Source organism: Saccharothrix sp. CB00851 (assembly GCF_001905065.1).
GTDB lineage: Bacteria > Actinomycetota > Actinomycetes > Mycobacteriales > Pseudonocardiaceae > Actinosynnema.
Window position 1 is genome coordinate 87,611 of the sequence record NZ_LWLC01000007.1, and the last position, 19,824, is coordinate 107,434.

Below are 19,824 nucleotides of genomic sequence, written 5' to 3' on the forward strand. Positions count from 1 at the left end.
TTCCGGTTCGGTGATGGGGGATCGGCAGGACTGAACGGGCCGGTGGTGTCAGGTGGTCAGGTGCTCGACGGCGCGCGGCAGGAGTTCGTGCAGCTTGTCGAGGGAGGCTTCGAGCGGTGCGGTGCGCTGGATCACGTACAGGCTGGAGACGACGTTGCGGTGGGCGAGGAAGGCCACGCAGCGTCGCGCCGGGCCGGTCTCCTCGATGGTGTCCACGCAGAACCCGTGGAAGGCGTCCAGCCCGTCGGGCTGCCGCGGTGTCACGGCGGGGACCACGTCGTAGCGCTGGCCGTTGTCGTACTCCCACGTCGTGCAGTCGGCCGTCGCCGCCTTCAACTGGTCGATGAACTCCGCCCCGGTGTACTTCTCGAACGCCATCACGCTGTGCCGCAGGTCGAGCCGGTCATCGATCCACTTGCGCTGCAGTGACGCCGTGCGGGCCTCCTCGGCCGGCACCACGACCAGGCACGGCTTGAGCATCCACCACGACCGGTACTCCTGCTCCGTCGGCTCGGGGAAGCCGCGGTCGATCATGCCGTGCCGCGGGATGGCCGCCTCCTCCACGTGCCGCGGCAGCATCTCGGCCACCGACTTGGTCGTGGTCGTCGTGGCGGTCGCGCTCGAAGACGAGGACGACGACGTCGGTCCGGCCGCCTGGGTCTCGTTCGTACAAGCCGTCAACACCACCGCGGCGATCAGCGCCACGGCCCCCTGTGCACCCCTCATACCGGGATCATCGTCGCGCGGGCGGAAGTGTTCCGGCGTTTCGCGAAATCCGTTGGCGGGCCCCGTGATCACTGCTACCTTGGCCGCGGCCGTGCGAGAGAGACCGAGGAGGTGGTACCCGTGCACGTTTCGACATGGGTGCTCCCCTCAGGGGTCATGGTCGGGCGATAGGTCGTCCGGGAGCGCCGTTCACGAGCACTCCCGAAAGGCACGACCGTGCGATTCACCTCCGAACAGCGCCTCGACAACGGTGTCCTCGAACGCGGGTTCGCCCTCGGCGACATCCCCGGCCTCCTGTGGACGCCCGACGCACCGGCACCGCTGATCCTCCTGGGTCACCCCGGCGGACTGGACAAGATGTACCCCCGACTGGTGGCCCGGGCCCGGCACGCCGTGGCGGAGGGCTTCGCCGCGGCCACCATCGAGCTGCCCGGCGCCGGTGCACGGCCCCGTTCCGCCGCCGCCGAACAAGCCCGCGCCGACCTGCTGCGGGCACTGGAGGCAGGCGGACCGGTGGACGACGAGATCGTCGACCGGCTCGTCCTCCCGCTGGTCGACCAGGCGGTCCCGGAATGGCGGGCCGCCCTGGACGCCCTGCTCGCGGTGCCCGGGATCAGCGGTCCGGTCGGGTTCGCGGGCGGGGTGATCTCCATCGGCATCCGGCTGGCGGTGGTCGAGCCGCGCATCTCGGCCGCCCTGCTGTTCGCCGGGAGTTTCGTGCCCCGCGCCCTGTTCGAGGAGGCCCGGCAGGTCACCGTTCCGCTGCTCGTCCTGCTGCAGTGGGACGACGAGGGCAACGACCGCCGGATGGCACTGGACCTGTTCGACGCCTTCGGCTCCGAGGAGAAGACGTTGCACGCCAACATGGGCGGGCACACCGGCGTCCCGACGTTCGAGGGGGACGACGGCAACCGGTTCTTCGTCCGGCACCTGAAGTGAGACCGGGCCCTCGGGCCGGCCGACGACAGGAATTGTCGGCCCGAGGTCCAGACCGCCACGGGTTTGTCCCCCGTGCGAGCTACGCGCAGGTGTCCACCGCGCGGTGACGATTTCGGCGCGTCCGATCCCTAGCGTTCCGGGCAACCGCGGCACATCGGCCGCGAACGGCTCACGAAGGATTGGTCATGCGACTGTTGTTCCAGTTCGTGGCGGTTGCCGTCGTCGCTTTCGGCGGCAATGCGATCGTCGGCGCGGCGCAGTGGAACGTGCCCCTCACCCTGCTGGGCGGTGTCGCGACGGCGGTGCTCGCGCTGTACGTCTACGTGTGGGTGGTGCGGCGGACCGAGCGCCGCGAGCCGGTCGAGGTGATCGGGGGTGGAGCCGGCCCCCGGTTCGGGCGAGGGCTGCTGATCGGCGTCGGCATGTTCGGCGCTGTCATCGCGAACATCGCCTTCCTCGGCGGTTACCGGATCGTGGGTTGGGGCTCGCCGGCGGGCGCGGTGGCGCTGCTCGGGTTCACGGCGGCCGCCGTCGTGGTGGAGGAGCTGCTGTTCCGGGGCATCCTCTTCCGCATCGTCGAACAGCGCATCGGCACGTGGGCGTCGCTCGCGCTCACCGGGTCGCTGTTCGGCGCGGCCCACCTGTTCAACCCGCACGCCACGTTGTGGACCGCGTTCGCCATCGCGGTCGAGGCGGGGTTCATGCTGGCCGCCGCCTACGCCGCCACGCGCAACCTGTGGGTGCCCATCGGCGTGCACTTTGGCTGGAACTTCGCCCAGGGCGGCATCTTCAGCACCAGCGTCTCCGGTTCGAACGCCCCGCAGGGGCTGCTGGACGGCGTGACGTCCGGACCGTACCTGCTCAGCGGCGGTGAGTTCGGCCCGGAGGCGAGCGCGTACTCGGTGCTGGCGGGCGTGGTGGTGACGGTCGGGTTCCTGTGGCTGGCCCGGCGGCGCGGCAACCTCGTGCCCCCGCGTCGCCGCTCCGCCCCGGCGCTCGCCGGGTGATCGGCCGCCGACGGGTCCCGGGCCGGTGGCGGCGGTGGGACGTCACGACGGTCCTGGCACTGGCCGTCGCGTGGGCGGTGCTGCGGCCGGCCCGGGTCGTGGAGGCGGAGCGCCGCCGGCTCGTGGCCGAGGTCAAGCGGTCCGCGGAACGCTCCCGCACCGCCCGTGAACTGCACGACGCGGTGACCCACCTGGTGACGGCGATGGTCGTGCAAGCCGAGGCGGCGCGGTACCTGAGCGGGTCTCCCGAGCGTCTCGACCAGGGGCTGACCGCCATCACCGACACCGGCCGCAGGTCCATCGCGGACCTGCGGCACCTGCTCGACCTGATGAAGCCGGAGCACGACGGCGATCCGCGCACACCGCCCGTCGGCGATCGTTCGCGCTGGTCAACGGCACCGGGCATAGATGGCCGGTCGGTGGCCTGGTGATGGCCGCCCCCGTGGTTCGAGCATCGACCCGGCACAGCTGGGACGGATCAGGCGACGGTGTCGCGGCATCGAGCACGGGGAGGGAACCACGGTGAGTGCGGAGCAGTGGCTGGCCGACTACCAGCGGGAGCTGGCCGGTGCGGTGGACGGCGCGGTCCGGGCGAGTGCCCGGCTGCGGCAGGTCGGCGGGCACGCCGTCGCCCCGCGCGGTGAGGTCGAGGCGTGGGTCGGCGTGAGCGGCGCGCTGGAGCGGCTCCGGCTGACCGCGCACGCACGTGCCCTCGAACCGGACGTGCTGGCCGGGCTGATCGTGGCGACGGCCAAGGCGGCACAGCGGTCGGCGGCCGGGCAGCTCACCGAGATCATGACCGACTTCGTCGGCCCGAGCGCGGCGCTCGACCTGGTCAAGGCGCACCTGCCGGCCGAAGTGGACGACCGCGCGCGCCGGCCCGGTGCGGATGAGGACGACTACTTCGAGAACCCGGGGGTGCGACGGGGATGAGCGGTTTCGACATCGACGCCGAGCAGTTGCGCCGGTACGCCACCGCGGTCGCCGGCATCGCCGACCAGCTCTCCGGGGTGTCCGACCGGGCACCGGACCGCATGGCCGACGGCGCGCTCGGCACGTTCCCCCGGTTCCTCACCACCGAGCTGTCCGTCGCGCTCGGCCAGGCCAACGCCGCGATCAGCGACGTGTCGGCCGCGGTGGACGCGGTGAGCGTCGCCCTCCGCCGCTCCGCCGACGGGTACCAGCGGACCGACGAGCACTCCGCCGACCACCTCGTCCGGGAGTACCGACGATGAGCACCGACCAGACCACCGCCCAGCTGTTGGCGGAACTCTCCACGGTGTCCGGTGCGGTGCTGGACGCGGAGTGGTCCACCGGAGGGCTGGCGAGCCTGCCGGCACCGGCCGACCTCGGCGTGCTCATCTCATCGGCCGACCCGTTGGCCGCGCTGGACCGCGCGGGTGTCGGCATGCTGACCCCGCACGTGGCGTTCCTGGCGAAACCGCTCGACCAGTTCCGCGGCGACCCGGCCGCGGTGAGCACGCCGGCGCAGGGCATGGCGACCGCGGCGGCGGACATCCACGCGCTCGCCGACACCCTCCGCGAGGCCTCCACCACCGGGACCAGCGGGTGGACCGGTGAGGCCGCGGACGGGCACCGGGCCACCAGTGCCCAGTTCGCCGAAGGCCTCACCGCGATCTCCGAGGCGGCGAGGACGATCTCCGGCGCGGTCGTCGGCGCGGGCGAGGAGGTGGTGAAGGCGCTCACCCGGATCATCGCGTTGATCGAAGAGGCGGTCGGCAAGATGATCCCGGTGATGGCGGACGGCATCGCCCGCGCCCCGTTGACGGGCGGTGCGAGCATCGTCGAGGCGATCAAGGTCTGCGTCGACATCGCCACCGCGTGCGGCGCGGAGATCGCCGAGGTCATGGCGAACCTGTTGGCCAACGCCGCGAACCTGATGAAGCTGGTCGACCTGGTGCTGACCGTCGTGGACGCGGTCACCCAGCTCCTGCAGAAGCTGGCCGAGGTCGCCGAGGGCAGCGGCGGCGACGTGCCGGCAGCCGAGGGGGCATCGACCCCTGTCCTTGAGAGCGGCTTGGGGACAGCGACCGGGCAAAGCCACCCCATCGGCTCCGGCGCCCCGGCCACCGAGGGCACCGCCACGTCCACCGGCACCGGTCAGGCGACGTCCGGTGTGGCCGACCCGACCGACGACACGGACGTGGCCGCTTCACGTCCGGCCAGTGCGACGGCGTCCCCGCTGAGCACTCCGGGTTCGACCGTCGGCACATCGTCGGGAACCAGCCCGTCGACCGGCACGGTTCCGCTCGGCGGCATCGCACCGACGGCCGGTGCGGTGTCGACCACCGGCTCCTCGGGCACCCGGCCGCCGAACCGGTTGGCCCCGGGCGGGCCCACGTCCGTCGTCGGGCCGAAGGAGATGACCGCGGGCCGACCGACCGACACCGTCACCGCGGCCACCACGCCGACCGGTGGACGGACCATGTCGGCCGCGATGCCGATGGCCATGCCCGCCGCCACCAGGGGCCAGGGTGCCGACGACACCGAGCACCAGCGCCGCTACGAGGTCAACGCCGACGACGACACGTTCGCGGCCGGTGATCAGGACGCCATCGCCGCCACCGGCGTCATCGGCGCGCCCGCCACCCCGGAGGACGAGTGGCCCGGCCACGCGACACGCACCAACTCGCTGTTCGTGTTCCCGGCCCCGCCCGAGGTCGACTCGCTGGACGAGCAGGGGAACAACCTGCCCACCCTCGAAACCGAGTTCACCACGACCCGGTAGCCGCCGGCAGCCGCGCGTAAGAGATATATTTCGTCTATACCCATTACCGCGAAGGGGTGCCGTGGAGATTCCGCTGACCGACTACCCGTCCGGGGCCGCCGTGGCGACGGACCTGGTCAACACGTCCCCGACGGTGACGGAGGCCGGGGACGGCCTGTCCACCCCCGAGTCGCTCGTGGAGTTCCTGGCCGAGCACGACGTGCGGCTCGACGCCGTCGCGGACCGGGCGCCGACCGGCGAGGACCTGTTCCAGGTCCAGCTCTTGCGCCGCGAGGTGCGCGGGATCTTGGAGACCGAGACGGAGGACCAGGCCGTCGCGGGTGCGCACGTGCTGACCCGCCGCGCCGCGCTCGGTCCGGTGCTGCGCCAGGACGTCGACGGTCGGTGGCAGTGGCACGTGCCCACCGCTCCCGGCGCGCCGCCGGCGGACGAACTGGCGGCGTTCATCGGCGTCGGCCTGCTCGGCGTGGTGCGGGCGCTCGGCCACGACCGCTTCCGCGCCTGTGAAGCGGCGGGCTGCCGCGGGGTGTTCGCGGACACGAGCCGGGCCGGGCGTCGCCGCTACTGCCGGCCGGAACTGTGCGGCAACCGCGTCAACGTCGCCAACCACCGTGCCCGCCTGCGCGTGGGCGGTGTGGTCCGATGAGCGACGCACCCCTGGCCGGCGGCATCCGGTTGCCGGACGGTTCCCGGGTCCGGGGACGCGGCCTGCGCCATCCGGTACCGGTGGGTCCCGTGCCCGACTTCGGCCTGTACCTCGGTTCGCCCCGCCTTCGCCGTGACCACGACGCCGGCCTGTCCTGGCCGCACACCTGGCTGGAGTGGCCGGACTTCCGGCTGCCCCGCGACCGTGACGCCGCCATCCGGGAGATCCGCGCCCTCCACGCCCGGGCACGCGCCGGCGAGGCGGTCGAGGTCGCCTGCGGTGGCGGCGTCGGCCGAACCGGAACCGTCCTCGCCTGCCTCGCCGTCCTGGCCGGTATCGACCCCGCGCACGCCGTCGCCTGGACCCGCCGGCACCACCACCCGCGTGCCGTCGAGACCCCTTGGCAACGCAGGTGGGTGACCCGGTTCCCGTCCGGGTGACACGACACCGGAACGGCGACCGGTCAGGGGAGGTTCTTCTCCAGGGCGGCCACGTAAGCCTTCATGAGGTGGTCGCGCACCCCGTCGGAGGCGGGGGCGAACGGGTCGGCGGTCATGCCCTTGCCGCGGTCGAGCAGGGTGGACACCACGGGCATGGAGTCGCGGACCTTGCCGCTGGAGTCGATGTAGCGCAGGTCCTCGACGTGGCGGAACACCGGCTCGGGCGGGACTTGCGCGACCACGTCGTTGTTGTTGACCACCCGGAACGTGCGTCCCTTCAAGGCCTGGTCGTAGGCCTTGGCGAGGGCGTCGTCGCACGTGCGAGGCTGGCCGAAGGTGTAGACGCCCTGCGCGGAGAGCCCGGGGTCCTCGAAGTGCAGCCAGGCCGCGGCCAGCATCGCCAGGGCTCCGCCGAGGCTGTGCCCGGTGAACCAGATCGTCTGCTCGGCGTCGCGCAGTTCCTCCACGGCCGCGAGCACCGAGGGGAACACCGCGCGCAACGCCTCGGCGAAGCCGTAGTGGACCAGACCCGTGCCCGCGGGACCGGGCCACGGTGGGGTGGTGGTGTCCGACAACCAGTCCCGCAGCTGGATCGGCTCCGTGCCGCGGAAGGCCGTCACGATCATCGTGGGACCGGCCATGGTGTAGGCCTGCGTGTCACTGAGCGCGAACGGCGGCTTGAACGTCGAGTGGTGGTGGCGGACCCGGTCGAAACCCCACTCGGCGGCGGTGGCCTCGATCCGCTCCCGGTCCTTGTAGGCCAGCTCGGCGGCCTTGGCCAGGCAGTACGCCTGGCGGGCGTCGTAGCCGGTGGCCTGGTGGTTCAGCGTCGGCGCAGACATCGTTCATCCTCACAGGGGGCGGCACATCGACGGCGGCACCTTCCTGCCGCACACCACTGTGCCTACCTCCGCCCGCGCCGCCCGCGCCACCGCTCGGACCCTCGCTCACCCCACCGGGTTGCCGTATCACTCGTCCTCGCGGACCGATCAGCCGGTGAAGGGCTCGGGCCGAAACGCCCCCGGGCCACGAAGGCACCACCGCCGGCGGTCGGCAGCCCGGCACGCCCCTCGATGTGCCGGGCTGCCGGACTTCAGGTGCGCGCACCCGGCGCCGTCAAGGTCAGGTCCGCCACCGCCAGGCCACCGCAGCAACCGCCCGACGCCACCGGCTGCACGACGACCTGCGCCGGGCCGCGGCAACTCGCCGACGACTCTTGCTCGACGACCTGCGCCGGGCCGCAGCACCCACCGGAGCTCGCGGGCTGCTCGACGTCGAACACCCCGGACCCGCCGCACACGCCGGTCTTCGGCAGCACCAGCTCGACCTCGGCCGCGGACTCGTGGTCGCCCGCGATCTCGGCGACCACGCTGCGGACCTGTTCGTAGCCGGTCAGCGCGAGGAACGTGGGCGCGCGGCCGTAGCTCTTCATGCCGGCCAGGTAGACACCGGGCTCGGGCTGGCGCAGCACGTTCGCGCCGTGCGGTTCGACCGAGCCGCACGAGTGCACGTTCGGGTCGATCAACGGCGCGAGCTTCGCCGGCGCCTCCAGCACCGGGTCCAGGTCCAGCCGGACCTCCGACAGCCACGAGTGGTCCGGTCGGAACCCGGTCAGCACCACGACCTCGGTCACCGGCGGCAACCGGTGCCCGTCCTGCGACACCAGCACCAGCTGTTCGCCGGCACGCTCGACCGCGGCGGTGCGGAACCCGGTCACGACCTCCACGTGCCCGGCTTGTGCCGCCTCCTTGGCCTGGAGCCCGAGCGCTCCCCGCGCCGGCAGCTGGTCGGCCTCGCCACCGCCGAACGCGTTGCCGACCAAGCCCCGGCGCAGCAGCCACGTCACGTGCGTGCCGGGGTGCCGTTCGGCCAGGCCCGCCAGCGCGACCAGCGCGGTGAGCGCCGAGTGCCCGCTGCCGGCGACCGCGATCCGCTTGCCCGCGTACCGCTCGACCTCGGCGACCACGTCCGGGACGCGGTAGGCGATCCGGTCGGCCGCCGCGCGTTCGCCGATCGCCGGCAGGCCGTCGCCGCCGAGCGGGTTGGGCGAGCCCCACGTGCCCGACGCGTCCACCACGGCACGGGCGGTGATCCGCTCCTCGCCCGCGGCGGTCTCGACGTGCACGGTCAGCGGTTCGCTGTCCCGGCCCGCGTCCACGACCCGGTCCCGGCCCTGCCGGGCCACCCCGACCACGCGGGCGTTCACCCGCACGTGGTCGCCCAGCGCCTCGGCCAGCGGCGCCAGGTACCGCGACACCCACTCGGCGCCGGTCGGGTAAGCCTCGTCCGAGGGCGCCGTCCACCTGGAGCCCTCCAGCAGCCGCCGCGCGGCCGGGTCGACCAGCTCCGACCACCGCGAGAACAGCCGCACGTGGTTCCACTGCGCCACCGCCGCACCGGCCCGCGGACCCGCTTCCAGCACCAACGGCCGCAGGCCCCGCTCCAGCACCTGCGCCGCCGCGGCCAACCCGACCGGCCCCGCACCCACCACGACCACCGGGAGCTCGCTCACGAGCCACCCCTTTCATCGGTTCTCTTCGATCGAACGAGCGAGAATGTATCGAGCATCCTCGATGGATGCAACCATCGGTGTTCATCGATTAGTCTGGGGTCATGACGACGACGCAGCCCGCCGTTGGCCTCGCGCCCGAGGACGCCTCCACCTACGCCGAGTGGTTCGCCTGCCTGGCCGACCCGACCCGGGTGCGCCTGCTGCACACCGTCGCCACCCACCCCGGCGAGATCACCGTGGGCGCGCTGACCGAGGCCGTCGGCGTCAGCCAGTCGACCTGCTCGCACCACCTGCGCAAGCTCGCCGACGTGGGCTTCGTCCGGCTGCGCAAGGAGGGCACCGCGACGCTGGTGTCGGTCAACCAGGCGTGCTGCACGGGCCTGCCGCACGCCGCCGACGCGGTCATGGGCACCATCGTCACACGCTCGTGCTGCCCGACCGACCTGCCCGCCGACGTCACCGTCCGCCCCCTGGCCGATGACGACTGGCCCGACGTCCGCCGCGTCTACGCCGAGGGCATCGCCACCCGCAACGCCACCTTCGAGACCGAGACACCCAGCCGCCGCACGCTCGAAGCCAAGTGGCTGCCCGACCACCGCTGGGTCGCCGTCGTCGACGGCCGGGTCGCCGGTTGGGCCGCCGCCACGCCCGTCTCCGCCCGCGAGTGCTACTCCGGCGTCGCCGAAACCTCCGTTTACGTGGGCGACGGCTTCCGCGGCCGGGGCGTCGGCAAGGCCCTGCTCCACCGTCAGGTCACCGCCGCCGACGCGGGCGGCCTGTGGACCCTGCAGACCGCGATCTTCCCCGAGAACCGGGCCAGCATCGCCCTGCACCACTCGGCCGGCTTCCGCACCGTCGGCGTCCGCGAACGCATCGCCCAGCACCACGGCGTCTGGCGCGACACCGTCATGCTCGAACGCCGCGCCACCACCGGTACCACCTGCTGACCGCGCACCGCCGGACTGCGTTGCGGGGCTGGGCCGGTCCGGGCGAGTGCGTATGCTGTGCCGACCTCAGGAGATTTTCGTCGGCGAGAGGATCGGGCGGGTGCGGGCAGCGGCGAGGGTGGGCCGGTTCGGGCTCCCGTTCGTGTTGCTGCTGGTGCTGCTCGGGTTGACCGTGGTCCCGGCGCCGGGTGCCGGGTACGGGTACGCGGGCCTGGACCGCGTCGTCGGCGAGTCGGTGTCGGCCGTGCCCTCGATGCACGACGACCTCCACGAACGCCCGCGACTGGCGGTCACGGCGGGACATGCGCCCGCCGCGGCGCTGTACGAGGCCTGGTGGGCCTCGTGCTCGCGCGAGACCGACGGGTCCGGCCGGTACGGGCGTGCACCGCTCGGCGAGACCGCCGACTCCGCGGTGGCCGTCGCGGCGCCGACACCGCGGTCGACCAGGGCACCTCCGTCGGCGTGAACAGGATGATCCGAGTCTGAGCACTCGACGACACGCTGGTCGCGCACACCGCGCATCGGCGTGCCGCAGCGGCCTGTCCGCAGGCCGTCGATTCGTACTCTCTGTTCCTGTGTCAGGCGTGTCCGCGCTTCGCCGCGCTGTGGTGACGACGGGCGCTTGACGCTGTCGCGTCTTCCGGAAGGCCCGTTGCATGTCGGTTTACTCTGTTGTCCTGCTGGCGCTGATGATCGGCGCGGCTGCCGCCGCGGTCGGTCTGATGGTGGCGATGTACGCCAAGGACAAGCCGTTCTACGGTGTGATCGCGCTCGGTCTGCTGACCGGTCCCGGATCCGTGCTGTCGTTCGCCTACCTGGGCGCCGGCTAGGTCCGGCGAACCCGCGCCGTGTTGTCCAACTGTCCGTGCTCGGCGAGCGGGTCCCGCACCGGATCGGCGTGGGACCCCGCGGTCGTCCCGACCGCACCGAGACCGATTTGTCCGAATGTAAGGTGGCCGTCGTGAACGTCGAGGTGACCCCACTGCCCGGAATCGGGACCCGTCAGGACTTCGCCATCCGCGCCGGCCGCAGGATCGGTGTCATCACTTACCGGGACGGGAAGTTCGAGCTGATCGTCTCCAAACAGGACGATCCCGACGCGACCGCCGCGTCGATTCCGCTCGCACCCGAGGAGGCGAGCACGCTGGCGGGCCTGCTGGGCGCGCCGCAGCTGGTCGCGCAGCTTCGCGAACAGCACCGCGAGGTCGGCGGGATCACCACCCGTCAACTGCCGGTCACGGCGTTCGCGAGCCGTGCCCTGGGCGACACGGCGCTGCGCACGCGCACCGGTGCGTCGATCGTCGCCGTCGTCCGCGCCGGGGTGGCGCACCCGTCGCCCGGCCCGGAGTTCCTGTTCGACAACGGTGACCTGGCCGTCGTCGTCGGTACCGCGGCCGGGCTCGACGCCGCCGCCGAGATCCTGACCGGCGGCGGAGGCTGACGTGCACACCGCTGTCGCGCTGATCCAACTGGGCGCGGTCTTCTTCGGCCTCGGGCTGCTCGGCCGCGTCGCGCGCAGGGTCGGCATCTCGCCGATCCCGCTGTACCTGCTCGGCGGCCTCGCGTTCGGCTCCGGCGGGCTGGTGCCGCTGCACGGCATCGAGGAGTTCACCCACCTCGCCAGTGAGATCGGGGTGGTGTTGCTGCTGCTGTTGCTCGGCTTGGAGTACTCGGCGTCCGAGCTCACCACCGGGTTGAAGAAGTCCTGGATGGCCGGGGTGCTCGACCTCGTCCTCAACGCCGCGCCCGGCGCGATCGCCGCCTACCTGCTGGGCTGGGGCCCGGTGGGCGCGCTGGCGATGGCGGGCGTCACCTACATCTCCTCCTCGGGCATCGTGGCGAAGGTGCTCGGCGACCTCGGCAGGCTCGGCAACCGGGAAACCCCGGTGGTCCTGTCGGTGCTGGTGTTCGAGGACCTGGCGATGGCGGTGTACCTGCCGGTGCTGACGGCCGTGCTCGCCGGGGTGAGCCTGCTCGGCGGGCTCACCGCGGTCGGCATCTCCCTGCTGGCCATCACCGTCGTGCTGGTGGTGGCGTTGAAGTACGGGCGTTTCGTGTCGGCGTTGGTGGACAGCCCGGACCACGAGGTGTTCCTGCTGAAGCTGCTCGGCTCGGCGCTGCTGGTCGCGGGCATCGCCTCGCAGTTGCAGGTGTCCGCGGCGGTCGGCGCGTTCCTGCTCGGCATCGCGATCTCCGGCTCGACGGCGGAGAACGCGACCCGGCTGCTGGAGCCGCTGCGCGACCTGTTCGCGGCGATGTTCTTCGTCGTGTTCGGGCTCAACACCGATCCCGCCACGATCCCGCCGGTGCTGGGCATCGCCGTCGCGCTCGCCGTCGTCACCACGCTCACGAAGGTCGGCACCGGCTGGTGGGCGGCCAAGCGCCAGGGCGTCGGGCCGATGGGTCGTGCCCGCGCCGGGGCGGCACTGGTGGCCCGAGGCGAGTTCTCCATCGTCATCGCGGGCCTTGCGGTCGCCTCGGGCCGGGTGGACGCGGAACTCGCCGCCCTCGCCACGGCCTACGTGCTGCTGATGGCCGTGCTCGGCCCGATCGCGGCGAAGTACGTCGAGCCGATCGGTGAGGTGTTCAAGCGCAGGCGCAGGCGCAGGGCGGCGGCCTGACCGACGGCGCATGCCGTCACCTCAGGCCGCCGCCTCGGAGGAGTTCGGCTACGGGCTGGTGCAGGACAAGACCGGAGTGGACGGTGCACCGCCGGCGATGAAGCCGAACGTGGTGGAGGTGCCGGGTCGCAGCGAGCCGTTGTAGGAGGCGTTGCGCACCGACACGGCCGAGCCGGTGGCGCTGAGCGTGCCGTTCCAGACCTGGCTGATGGTCTGGCCGCTGTCCAGCGTCCACCGGACGGTCCAGCCGTTGACCGCCGAGTCGCCAGCCGCCACCGTGACCTCGCCCTGGTACCCGCCGGACCACGCGTTGGTGGTGCGGTAGGTCGCGCTGCACGCGCCGACCGGCACCGAAGTCGTGGTCGTCGTCGTGGTCGAGGTGGTCGTGGTGCTCGTGCTGGAGGTGGTGGACGTGGTCGTCGGCACGGGGGAGGGGACCAGCGGGCACGTGTTCTGGTAGGTCCTGATGCCGTTGCTGTCCGACAACGGGCACAGGAACTGGGTGTAGCGGGTGTCGCTGTCCACGAAGATCTTCAGCCACGGGATGACGTTGCGCATCATCGTGGAGTTGTTCGAGGTGGGGAAGCCGTGACCGGCGCCGGTGAGCTCCAGGTAGGCCTTCTCGACGCTGCTCGGGATCCCGTTGTAGAGGTTGACGATGCTGGCCGGCGTGGTGGTCGTGTCGTTCTGGCCGGACAGGAGCATGGTCGGCACTCGGGTGGTCGTCAGGTTCTGCGACGGGCTGAACGGCGCGAGCCCGACGGCGGTCTTCAACGAAGGTCGCTGCAGCGCCGCGTACATGGCACCGCCGCCGCCCATGGAGTGGCCCATCACCGCGGTCCGGCTCGGGTCGACCCGGTCCCGGACGGAACTGCGCTGGGTCAGGTAGTCGAGCGCGGCCAGCAGCTGGGTGCCGCGGGCGGTGTCCCAGTCGTTGCGGTTGTTGGTGTCGATCCCGATCACGACGAACCCGAACGACGCCAGCCAGTGGCCCATCCACGCGCCCTCGGCGGCCCAGGTGGCGGTGTAGCCGGGCACGATGGCGACCGCGCCGAACGTGCCCTGGCTGGTGTCGGTGGGGTGGTAGATCACGCCGCCGCCGAAGCCGTTCCCGGCGGGCACGCCGACCTGGGCGGTGGCGAAGGTGCCCCGGCTCGCCGAGACGCTGGACTGCGTCGGGTCCGGTCCGCGCTGGTAGGGGTTGTCTGCGCCGGACGCGGGCTGGACCGCGACCGCGACCGTCAGCGCCCCGAGCACGACCGCGCCCACGGCCGCCGCCGTGCCACGCCTCCACAGCCGTAAAGCGCTTTCACACCGTGTCACCGCTGGTACCTCCTCGTCGAAGTACGCCGTCGAAGTACGCCGACACCGGCCATCGAGCCCGCTGTCAAGATGTGACACATAGACTGGCTTGGGTCGGAAAAAGTGTCAACGATTGGGTCTTGATAGGAGCGCGCTGCCGGGAACCGGCCGTCCGCTGTCCGCCGTCCGCGTGACGTACCTCATCGTTTGCCGGCGCCGGCCGCCGGCAACCAACGAAGTGCGTTCGTCACCAGGAGGACACACATGCACGAGATCGACACCGGGCGCGCGGTCGCCAATCCCCGCCGGACGCGGCTCGGTTCGGACTGGACGCCGGGGTCCAGCGGCCGAACCGACCCGTCGCAGCCGGACCGGACGTCGTCCGACCCCGGCCTGTCCACGTCCCGGACGCCGCTGTCGCAGTGACTACCGGTGCGAGATCGCCTCGCGGACGGCCGGGACGATGTCGCCCGCCCACCGGGCGAGGGACACGGCGTCCGGGGTGCCGCCTTCGGGCGAGAAGAGGGTGAACCCCGAGGCGCCGTGCTCCAGCACCGCCGACGCCAGCTCCTCGACCCACTGCGCGGCGGCACCGCCGAGCCAACGGCCGTCGTCGTCCCGGGTGGCGGGCAGTGGACGGTCGGTGACGCGGCCGGGGAGGTTGAAGATCGTGCGGACCTCCCGGGGATCGCGGCCCGCGTCGACCGCGGCCTCGTCCACGACCGGCCGGGACTCGCGGTAGCGGTCGCTGAGCCAGTCCGCCGCGTGGCCCGGGATCCAGCCGTCGGCCACCCGGCCGGTGGCGGCCAGGGACTTCGGGCCGACCGAGCCCGTCCACACCGGCGGCGCGGGCACCGGCGCGGGCCGGATCCGGTCGACCCGGTAGTGGCGGCCGTGGTGCGTGACCGGTGGCCCGCCCCCGGACAGCTTCCGGACCAGCACGATCGCCTCCTCGAACGCGTCCACGGCCTGGCTCGGGGACAGCCGGGGCACGCCCATGTCGGCGATCCGGTCCCACAGCCCGCCCGCGCCCATGCCGAGCACGACGCGGCCACCGGAGAGCGCGGCCAGCGACGTAACCGTCCGCGCGAGCATGGGCGCCGGCCGGGTCGGCAGGTTGGTGACGTTCGCCAGGCCCGCGATCCGCTCGGTGCGGCCGAGCACGAACCCGATGGTGGCGTACGCGTCCAGGCGTTCGCCGAGGTAGGGGTGGTCCGACAGGGAGAAGTGGTCGAGCCCTTCCCGGTCGGCCCGCTGGACCAGGCTCAGCAGCTCCGGCCCCTCGCCGATGCCGCTGTGCGCGCCGAAGCCGAAGACGACATCGTGTTCGGACATTGTCCTGCCTTTCCGAGTGGTGACAAGGCGTTCGCCTCGGGTGACTGCCCTCAGACCGCGGTGGCGCCGAACCGCGCCGCGGTGGGGCCGAACTGCTCGGTGAACCGGCTGGTGAACAGGTCCGCGCCCTTGTACGCGGTGACCGTCGCGGCCAGCTCCAGCCCGACCGGACCGGCGCCCAGGGTGAGCACCCGGTCGGCGCCCGCGAGTTCCTCGTGGGTGCGGCGGAAGTCGTCCAGGGCGTCGCCGACGGAGTCCGCGACCGGCTTGGCCGGGTAGGCGTAGCTGGACCCGGTGGCCAGGACCAGGTAGTCCGCCTCGACGTGCCGCCCGGACCCGAGGGCCACCCCGCCCGGGTCCACCGAGACCGCGCGGTCACGGATCACCGTGCCCCTGGTGAGCAGCGTGTCGAACGGGAAGAACATGTGGCCCGCCCACTCGGGCCTGGTCACCGTCCGCAGCGAGCCTGCCGCGTTGACGAACGCGTCGCGCGCGGCCGCTCCTCCGTAGCCCTCACCGATGATGGCGACGGTACGATTCATGGTTCCACTCTCCAGCGATTGAAGTTCGTACTACGAACCATATTGGTTCGTAGTACGAACTTCAACGGGCTGTCCGCTGGATCACACCTTCTTGCCGGAGTCCTCCTCCGAGGCCAGGAAGACCTCCGGTACCTCGTTGGCCAGCACGACCCGGCCGAGCAGGTCGGCGAGCACCTCGCGGTCCTCCGGGCCGAGCGCCGCCGGCAGGTCCTCGATCCGCCGGCACGTCTCGGCGTAGAACTCCTCGACCAGTTCGCTGCCGTGCGGTGTCAACGCCACCCGCACCGCGCGCAGGTCATCGGGGTCCGACTCGCGCCGGACCAGGCCGTTGCGCTCGGTGCGGTCCACCAGGCCGGTCAGGCTCGACTTCGCCAGTCGCAGCATCGCGCCGAGCTCGGTCATACCTCGCGGCCCGGCCATCAATACGCACAGCAACTGCCCCTGCTGCGAGGTGATGCCGTACTTCCGCGCCGATTCCGCGTACACCGCGTCCACCAGGAACGTCGACCGCACCAGAGCGGCCACGATCCCCATCCGGCCGTCACCCTGCTTGCTCACGCACCGAGAGTAACATCGGACAATTCGCAGCACGAACTACTGCGGTGGCCGACCCGGTGGAGGGCCGCGTGCGCCGGGACGCGGGTGATCCGCATCCCGGCGCACGACCTCACCGCGGTTGGCGCACGACCACCGGTCAGGCGGCGGAGGCGGTGGTCAGCTGGACGACGTTCCAGCGCTGGTTGGTCTGACCGCTGCTGTCGTGCAGCTCGATCACCGAGCCGTTGGCGGTCCGGCGGCCCGCCACGTCGACGAACTTCTGGGTGAGCGCGCTGGCCAGGCCGAGCGTGCCGTTGTCACCCTGGGTGAAGATCCACTGCTGGCTGCCGCCGTGGTGGCAGGAGTACTGCACCGCGGGCGTGCCGTTGGCCGGGTCGCCGTAGCGGACGTCGAGGCACTTGCCGGACACCTTGTTCTTCAACGCGTACTTCTTGTCCCCCAACGGGACCAGGTCCCAGGCCATCTTGTCCCCGCCGACGCAGTCCCACACCTCCATCAGCGCGAAGTCGGCGAGCGCACCCTGGTTCGGCTGGTCCCAGTACCCCGCGACCTGCAGGCAGCGGCCCGACTCGACGCCCTTGATCTGGATCGTGCCGACGGTCATCTCGACGGTCCACGACACGTGGTTCGGGTCGATGATGCGCCAGCGCTGGTCGATCGAGTTCGTGTTGGTGTACTGCACGATCAGGGTCGCGTTGCCGGTGCCCGAGTCCGCCGCGGTGGCGAACTTGCCGGAGCCGATGTTCTTGAGCTGGAAGGTGCCGTCCGCGTTCTCCAGGAACTGCCACCGCTGGTTCGGGTGGTCGGCGCACGTGTTCTGGACGACGATGTCACCGCTGATGTCCAGGCACTTCTTGGACCCCAGGTTCAGCAACCGGTACTGGCCCTCGGCGGCCCACTTGAGCTCCCACACCTGCTTCGGGCCGCGCACGCAGTCCCACAGCTCACCCGCGGCGCCGTCGGCGTTCGCGCCCTGGTTCGGCTGGTCCCACAGCCCGGCGATCTGCAGGCAGCGGCCCGACTGGATGCCCTGCAGCTCGATCACGCGGTTGTGCGCCGGCTTGATCAGGTCGAGCTTCGCGGCGACGTGCTGGCCGGTGTTGAGGAACTCGTTGCGCTGCGCCGTCGTGCCCGCGAGCGCGGCCCGCGCGGCGGCGACGAGGTTCGGCATGTAGCCGTCGCGCTCCGCCGCGTCGAGGATCAGGCGCACCCGCCGCTCGGTCTCGATGGCGTCGAGGCGGTCCTGCTCGTCGATGTCCTCCTGGTGCGCGACGTGGACGCCGGTGTAGATGAAGGCCTCCCACGCCGCCGGGTCGCGGTTGTCGTAGGCGGCCTGCGCGGCGGCCTTGACCCTGGCACCCGTGGTGCGCCTGATGATCTCGTAGATGAACTCGCGGTCGGGCAGGTTCAGCAGGTCCTCGGTGGCCGTCGACTGCGTCGCCGCCGTCCAGGCGGTCGCCTTGGCCGCGCGGTCCTGCTCGCGCTTGAGGCGCTCGCGCTCGGCCTGCTCGGCCTCGTCGATCTTGCGCCGCTTGTCGGCGTCGGAGGCGGTGAAGATGCCGGAGACGACGAACTCCTGGCGCTGCTCGTCCGTGGACGTCGTGGTGAGGACCGCGGCGGCGGCCCGTTTGACCTCGCTGCCCGCTTCCGCGCGCTGCCACAGCTGGAAGACGAAGTTCTCCAGCGACGTGTCGAGCATCGCCTGTGGCACGTCGGTCCACAGGATCTCGGCCGCCGCGCGCAGGCGCTCCGTGTCGCGCTGCGCCTTGCGCCCCAACTCGATCTGGTCCTCCAGGCTGGCCTCGAAGATGCCGGTCCTGATGAACAGCAGGCACGCCTGCGGGTCGGTCGTGTTGGTGAACGCGGCCAGCGCGGCGGCCTTGACCTTGCTGCCCTCGCGCGCCTTCTGCCACAACGTGATCACGAAGTTCTTGTCCGTCATCACGGCCATCTCGGGCGTGAGGAGGAGGTTGAGCTCACGAGCCGCCGCGGCCTTCTCGTCCGTGGTCGCCTCGGGCACGGCCTGCGTGGTGTCCGCGGAGTTCGTCGCGGGCGGCGCGGGCGTGGTCGGCTCGGCCTGCGCAGGCGCCGCGATCAGACCGCTCGCCAACGTGGCCGAGACGGCGAGCGCGGCGATTCCGCGCAGGGCTCTGCCGACCAGACTGGATCTGGACAACGTGGGTTCCCCCGTAAAGGTGAGTTGAGGCATTACCGAAATAGTCGGTCCGACCCCCCTGGTCGAATGCCGGTGGCAGCGTCGCACGAACCCGCGAGAACCTCAAGTTCCTTGTCCCGCCGACGTTCGAGCCGTCGCCCACCCGCCCGTCGAACGCTCGCTCGAATCGGTGGCGGCGTGCTAAGAAAGTGCGGGCAAATCGCCCTGCCACATCATTCCGGGGGGAAATACATGGGGCGTCATGCGCTCACGCGCGCAATACTCCGCGCCGCGCTCGCGGCCGCGGTCATGGTTTCGGCGGTGGTCGCGCCGAATGCCGCCGCGGCGGTGGCGGACACCGCGGTCACGGCGGCGGGCCAAGTGGACCTGGCCACCGTGCTGCGCGATCGGGTCAGGAAGATGGCGCTGAGCGACCCGCTGCCGGAGGTGCGGGCCGAGGCGTGGAACGCGGTGCTCAGCACCCGCGGCGACGAGGCGATCAGGGAGTTCGTCACCGGCGGGTACGCCGCCGCCAAGACCAGGGCGGCGGACCGGATCAAGCGCGACCGCGACTACATCGGGCTGGTCAACAGGTATTCACTGCCCGACAGCGCGGTGCGCGTCACCTCGGGCCGCGCGCTCGTCAGCACCGAGAACGCCCAGGCCGAGTACGTCCGAACCGGACACGCGAAGGCCCAGGAGCTCGACCGGGTCAACGGCAACCGGTACGAGGAGCGGCTCGCCCGGCTCGGCCAGGCCGACCGCGACTACGTGGCCGACCTCGCCGCGCACGACCCGGGCACGCAGGTCCGCGCCGCCGCCCAGCGGGCGCTGAGCGGCGACGACACGTCGATCGGCCTGTTCTTCAAGTACTACTGGGGCATTGCGGCCGACCTGGACGACGAGGCGTTCCGCCGCAACACCACCGACCAGAACGAGATCTGGCACAGCCGGATCGCGTTGCTGATCGAGGCGGCGTCGGCGGCGGAGCGGGCGGAACGCGAGTCGAGCGGGGAGTTCGCCCGCAAGGCCCGTGCCGAGGCCATCGCCGCGTGGCAGCAGGTCGAGCAGCAGGCCGGGCAGTCCGCCACGGACTGGACGGCGGAGAAGGCCAGGGCGGACGCGCAGGCGGCGGCGTGGGCGGCGGTCGTCGCACACGCCCGCGGTGCGCAGACCGAGCAGGACTGGGCGGCCGTGCTCGCCCGCGCCGAGCAGGGCAACACCTCGTGGGCCGACGAAGCCGCGTGGGCGCTCGGGCAGGCCAGCACGTGGCAGAACATCGCCGCACAAGCACGAGCGAACGCGCTCGCGGCGCTCGAACGGGACCGGGGGGACCGGTAACACC

General features: G+C 72.0%; 23 protein-coding genes. 15 read left to right on the top strand and 8 right to left on the bottom strand.

The window, feature by feature from the left end; all coding sequences use genetic code 11:
• Positions 1-48 precede the first annotated feature (48 nt).
• Positions 49-726 carry a hypothetical protein gene (locus A6A25_RS09185; protein WP_143193044.1) on the bottom strand — a complete coding sequence of 226 codons (678 nt, stop codon included), beginning with the start codon at positions 724-726 and terminating at the stop codon, positions 49-51.
• A gap of 216 nt (positions 727-942) precedes the next feature.
• Here A6A25_RS09185 and A6A25_RS09190 point away from each other — a divergent pair, with 216 nt between their 5' ends.
• From A6A25_RS09190 to A6A25_RS09225, 8 genes are all read left to right on the top strand, one after another.
• Positions 943-1,665 (top strand): dienelactone hydrolase family protein, encoded by a 723-nt coding sequence (locus A6A25_RS09190; protein WP_073887663.1) that lies wholly within the window; start codon positions 943-945, stop codon positions 1,663-1,665.
• Positions 1,666-1,850: 185 nt separating this feature from the next.
• Entirely contained in the window at positions 1,851-2,672 is an 822-nt protein-coding gene (locus A6A25_RS09195; RefSeq protein ID WP_073887664.1) for a CPBP family intramembrane glutamic endopeptidase, read from the top strand.
• The gene (locus A6A25_RS46775; protein WP_380733347.1) at positions 2,669-3,103 is read left to right on the top strand and encodes a histidine kinase; all 435 of its coding nucleotides are present in this window, start codon (positions 2,669-2,671) and stop codon (positions 3,101-3,103) included. The genes A6A25_RS09195 and A6A25_RS46775 overlap by 4 nt, the downstream gene beginning before the upstream one ends.
• A 91-nt stretch (positions 3,104-3,194) precedes the next feature.
• The gene (locus A6A25_RS09205) at positions 3,195-3,605 is read left to right on the top strand and encodes a YbaB/EbfC family nucleoid-associated protein (RefSeq protein WP_073887665.1); all 411 of its coding nucleotides are present in this window, start codon (positions 3,195-3,197) and stop codon (positions 3,603-3,605) included.
• Positions 3,602-3,907 carry a type VII secretion target gene (locus tag A6A25_RS09210; RefSeq protein ID WP_073887666.1) on the top strand — a complete coding sequence of 102 codons (306 nt, stop codon included), beginning with the start codon at positions 3,602-3,604 and terminating at the stop codon, positions 3,905-3,907. Before A6A25_RS09205 ends, A6A25_RS09210 begins: the two co-directional genes overlap by 4 nt.
• Positions 3,904-5,421 carry a hypothetical protein gene (locus A6A25_RS09215; protein WP_073887667.1) on the top strand — a complete coding sequence of 506 codons (1,518 nt, stop codon included), beginning with the start codon at positions 3,904-3,906 and terminating at the stop codon, positions 5,419-5,421. Before A6A25_RS09210 ends, A6A25_RS09215 begins: the two co-directional genes overlap by 4 nt.
• Positions 5,422-5,482: 61 nt before the next feature.
• Positions 5,483-6,067: a CGNR zinc finger domain-containing protein gene (locus A6A25_RS09220; RefSeq protein ID WP_073887668.1), complete on the top strand. Its 585-nt coding sequence runs from the start codon at positions 5,483-5,485 to the stop codon at positions 6,065-6,067.
• Entirely contained in the window at positions 6,064-6,507 is a 444-nt protein-coding gene (locus A6A25_RS09225; protein WP_073887669.1) for a protein-tyrosine phosphatase family protein, read from the top strand. Before A6A25_RS09220 ends, A6A25_RS09225 begins: the two co-directional genes overlap by 4 nt.
• A gap of 23 nt (positions 6,508-6,530) precedes the next feature.
• Here the strand turns inward: A6A25_RS09225 and A6A25_RS09230 are convergent, their stop codons facing one another.
• Positions 6,531-7,349, bottom strand: coding sequence for a lipase family protein (locus A6A25_RS09230; RefSeq protein WP_073887670.1), 819 nt, complete (start codon positions 7,347-7,349; stop codon positions 6,531-6,533).
• 251 nt (positions 7,350-7,600) lie between these two features.
• Positions 7,601-9,019 carry an NAD(P)-binding domain-containing protein gene (locus A6A25_RS09235; RefSeq protein ID WP_083668192.1) on the bottom strand — a complete coding sequence of 473 codons (1,419 nt, stop codon included), beginning with the start codon at positions 9,017-9,019 and terminating at the stop codon, positions 7,601-7,603.
• A 101-nt stretch (positions 9,020-9,120) separates the two neighbouring features.
• On the opposite strand from A6A25_RS09235, the gene A6A25_RS09240 reads away from it, so the two are divergent.
• The 5 genes from A6A25_RS09240 (at position 9,121) to A6A25_RS09255 (ending at position 12,587) form a co-directional block, all read left to right on the top strand.
• Positions 9,121-9,966 carry a helix-turn-helix domain-containing GNAT family N-acetyltransferase gene (locus A6A25_RS09240; RefSeq protein WP_073887671.1) on the top strand — a complete coding sequence of 282 codons (846 nt, stop codon included), beginning with the start codon at positions 9,121-9,123 and terminating at the stop codon, positions 9,964-9,966.
• A 100-nt stretch (positions 9,967-10,066) separates the two neighbouring features.
• Entirely contained in the window at positions 10,067-10,432 is a 366-nt protein-coding gene (locus A6A25_RS09245) for a hypothetical protein (RefSeq protein ID WP_143193045.1), read from the top strand.
• A 190-nt stretch (positions 10,433-10,622) separates the two neighbouring features.
• The gene (locus A6A25_RS43910) at positions 10,623-10,796 is read left to right on the top strand and encodes a hypothetical protein (RefSeq protein ID WP_158073704.1); all 174 of its coding nucleotides are present in this window, start codon (positions 10,623-10,625) and stop codon (positions 10,794-10,796) included.
• A 131-nt stretch (positions 10,797-10,927) separates the two neighbouring features.
• Positions 10,928-11,407, top strand: a complete 480-nt coding sequence (locus A6A25_RS09250; protein WP_073887758.1) for a cation:proton antiporter regulatory subunit — start codon at positions 10,928-10,930, stop codon at positions 11,405-11,407.
• A gap of 1 nt (position 11,408) precedes the next feature.
• Positions 11,409-12,587 carry a cation:proton antiporter gene (locus tag A6A25_RS09255; RefSeq protein ID WP_073887673.1) on the top strand — a complete coding sequence of 393 codons (1,179 nt, stop codon included), beginning with the start codon at positions 11,409-11,411 and terminating at the stop codon, positions 12,585-12,587.
• Positions 12,588-12,635: 48 nt separating this feature from the next.
• Here the strand turns inward: A6A25_RS09255 and A6A25_RS09260 are convergent, their stop codons facing one another.
• Positions 12,636-13,856 carry a poly(ethylene terephthalate) hydrolase family protein gene (locus tag A6A25_RS09260; RefSeq protein ID WP_241828563.1) on the bottom strand — a complete coding sequence of 407 codons (1,221 nt, stop codon included), beginning with the start codon at positions 13,854-13,856 and terminating at the stop codon, positions 12,636-12,638.
• Between the two features lie 297 nt (positions 13,857-14,153).
• Here A6A25_RS09260 and A6A25_RS43915 point away from each other — a divergent pair, with 297 nt between their 5' ends.
• On the top strand, positions 14,154-14,315 hold the full coding sequence (locus A6A25_RS43915; RefSeq protein WP_158073705.1) for a hypothetical protein: 162 nt from the start codon (positions 14,154-14,156) through the stop codon (positions 14,313-14,315).
• On the opposite strand, the gene A6A25_RS09265 is transcribed toward A6A25_RS43915, so the two are convergent.
• The 4 genes from A6A25_RS09265 to A6A25_RS09280 all read right to left on the bottom strand — a co-directional run bounded on the left by A6A25_RS09265 (position 14,316) and on the right by A6A25_RS09280 (position 18,500).
• Positions 14,316-15,224, bottom strand: a complete 909-nt coding sequence (locus tag A6A25_RS09265; RefSeq protein ID WP_073887674.1) for an LLM class flavin-dependent oxidoreductase — start codon at positions 15,222-15,224, stop codon at positions 14,316-14,318. It lies immediately after the preceding gene.
• Between the two features lie 50 nt (positions 15,225-15,274).
• Complete coding sequence (locus A6A25_RS09270; RefSeq protein ID WP_083668193.1) at positions 15,275-15,766, bottom strand: FAD-dependent oxidoreductase; 492 nt, start codon at positions 15,764-15,766, stop codon at positions 15,275-15,277.
• 81 nt (positions 15,767-15,847) lie between these two features.
• Positions 15,848-16,300 carry a MarR family winged helix-turn-helix transcriptional regulator gene (locus A6A25_RS09275; RefSeq protein ID WP_073887760.1) on the bottom strand — a complete coding sequence of 151 codons (453 nt, stop codon included), beginning with the start codon at positions 16,298-16,300 and terminating at the stop codon, positions 15,848-15,850.
• A 160-nt stretch (positions 16,301-16,460) separates the two neighbouring features.
• The gene (locus A6A25_RS09280) at positions 16,461-18,500 is read right to left on the bottom strand and encodes an RICIN domain-containing protein (RefSeq protein WP_143193046.1); all 2,040 of its coding nucleotides are present in this window, start codon (positions 18,498-18,500) and stop codon (positions 16,461-16,463) included.
• Between the two features lie 300 nt (positions 18,501-18,800).
• Here A6A25_RS09280 and A6A25_RS09285 point away from each other — a divergent pair, with 300 nt between their 5' ends.
• Positions 18,801-19,820 carry a hypothetical protein gene (locus A6A25_RS09285; protein WP_073887676.1) on the top strand — a complete coding sequence of 340 codons (1,020 nt, stop codon included), beginning with the start codon at positions 18,801-18,803 and terminating at the stop codon, positions 19,818-19,820.
• The last annotated feature ends 4 nt before the right edge of the window (positions 19,821-19,824 follow it).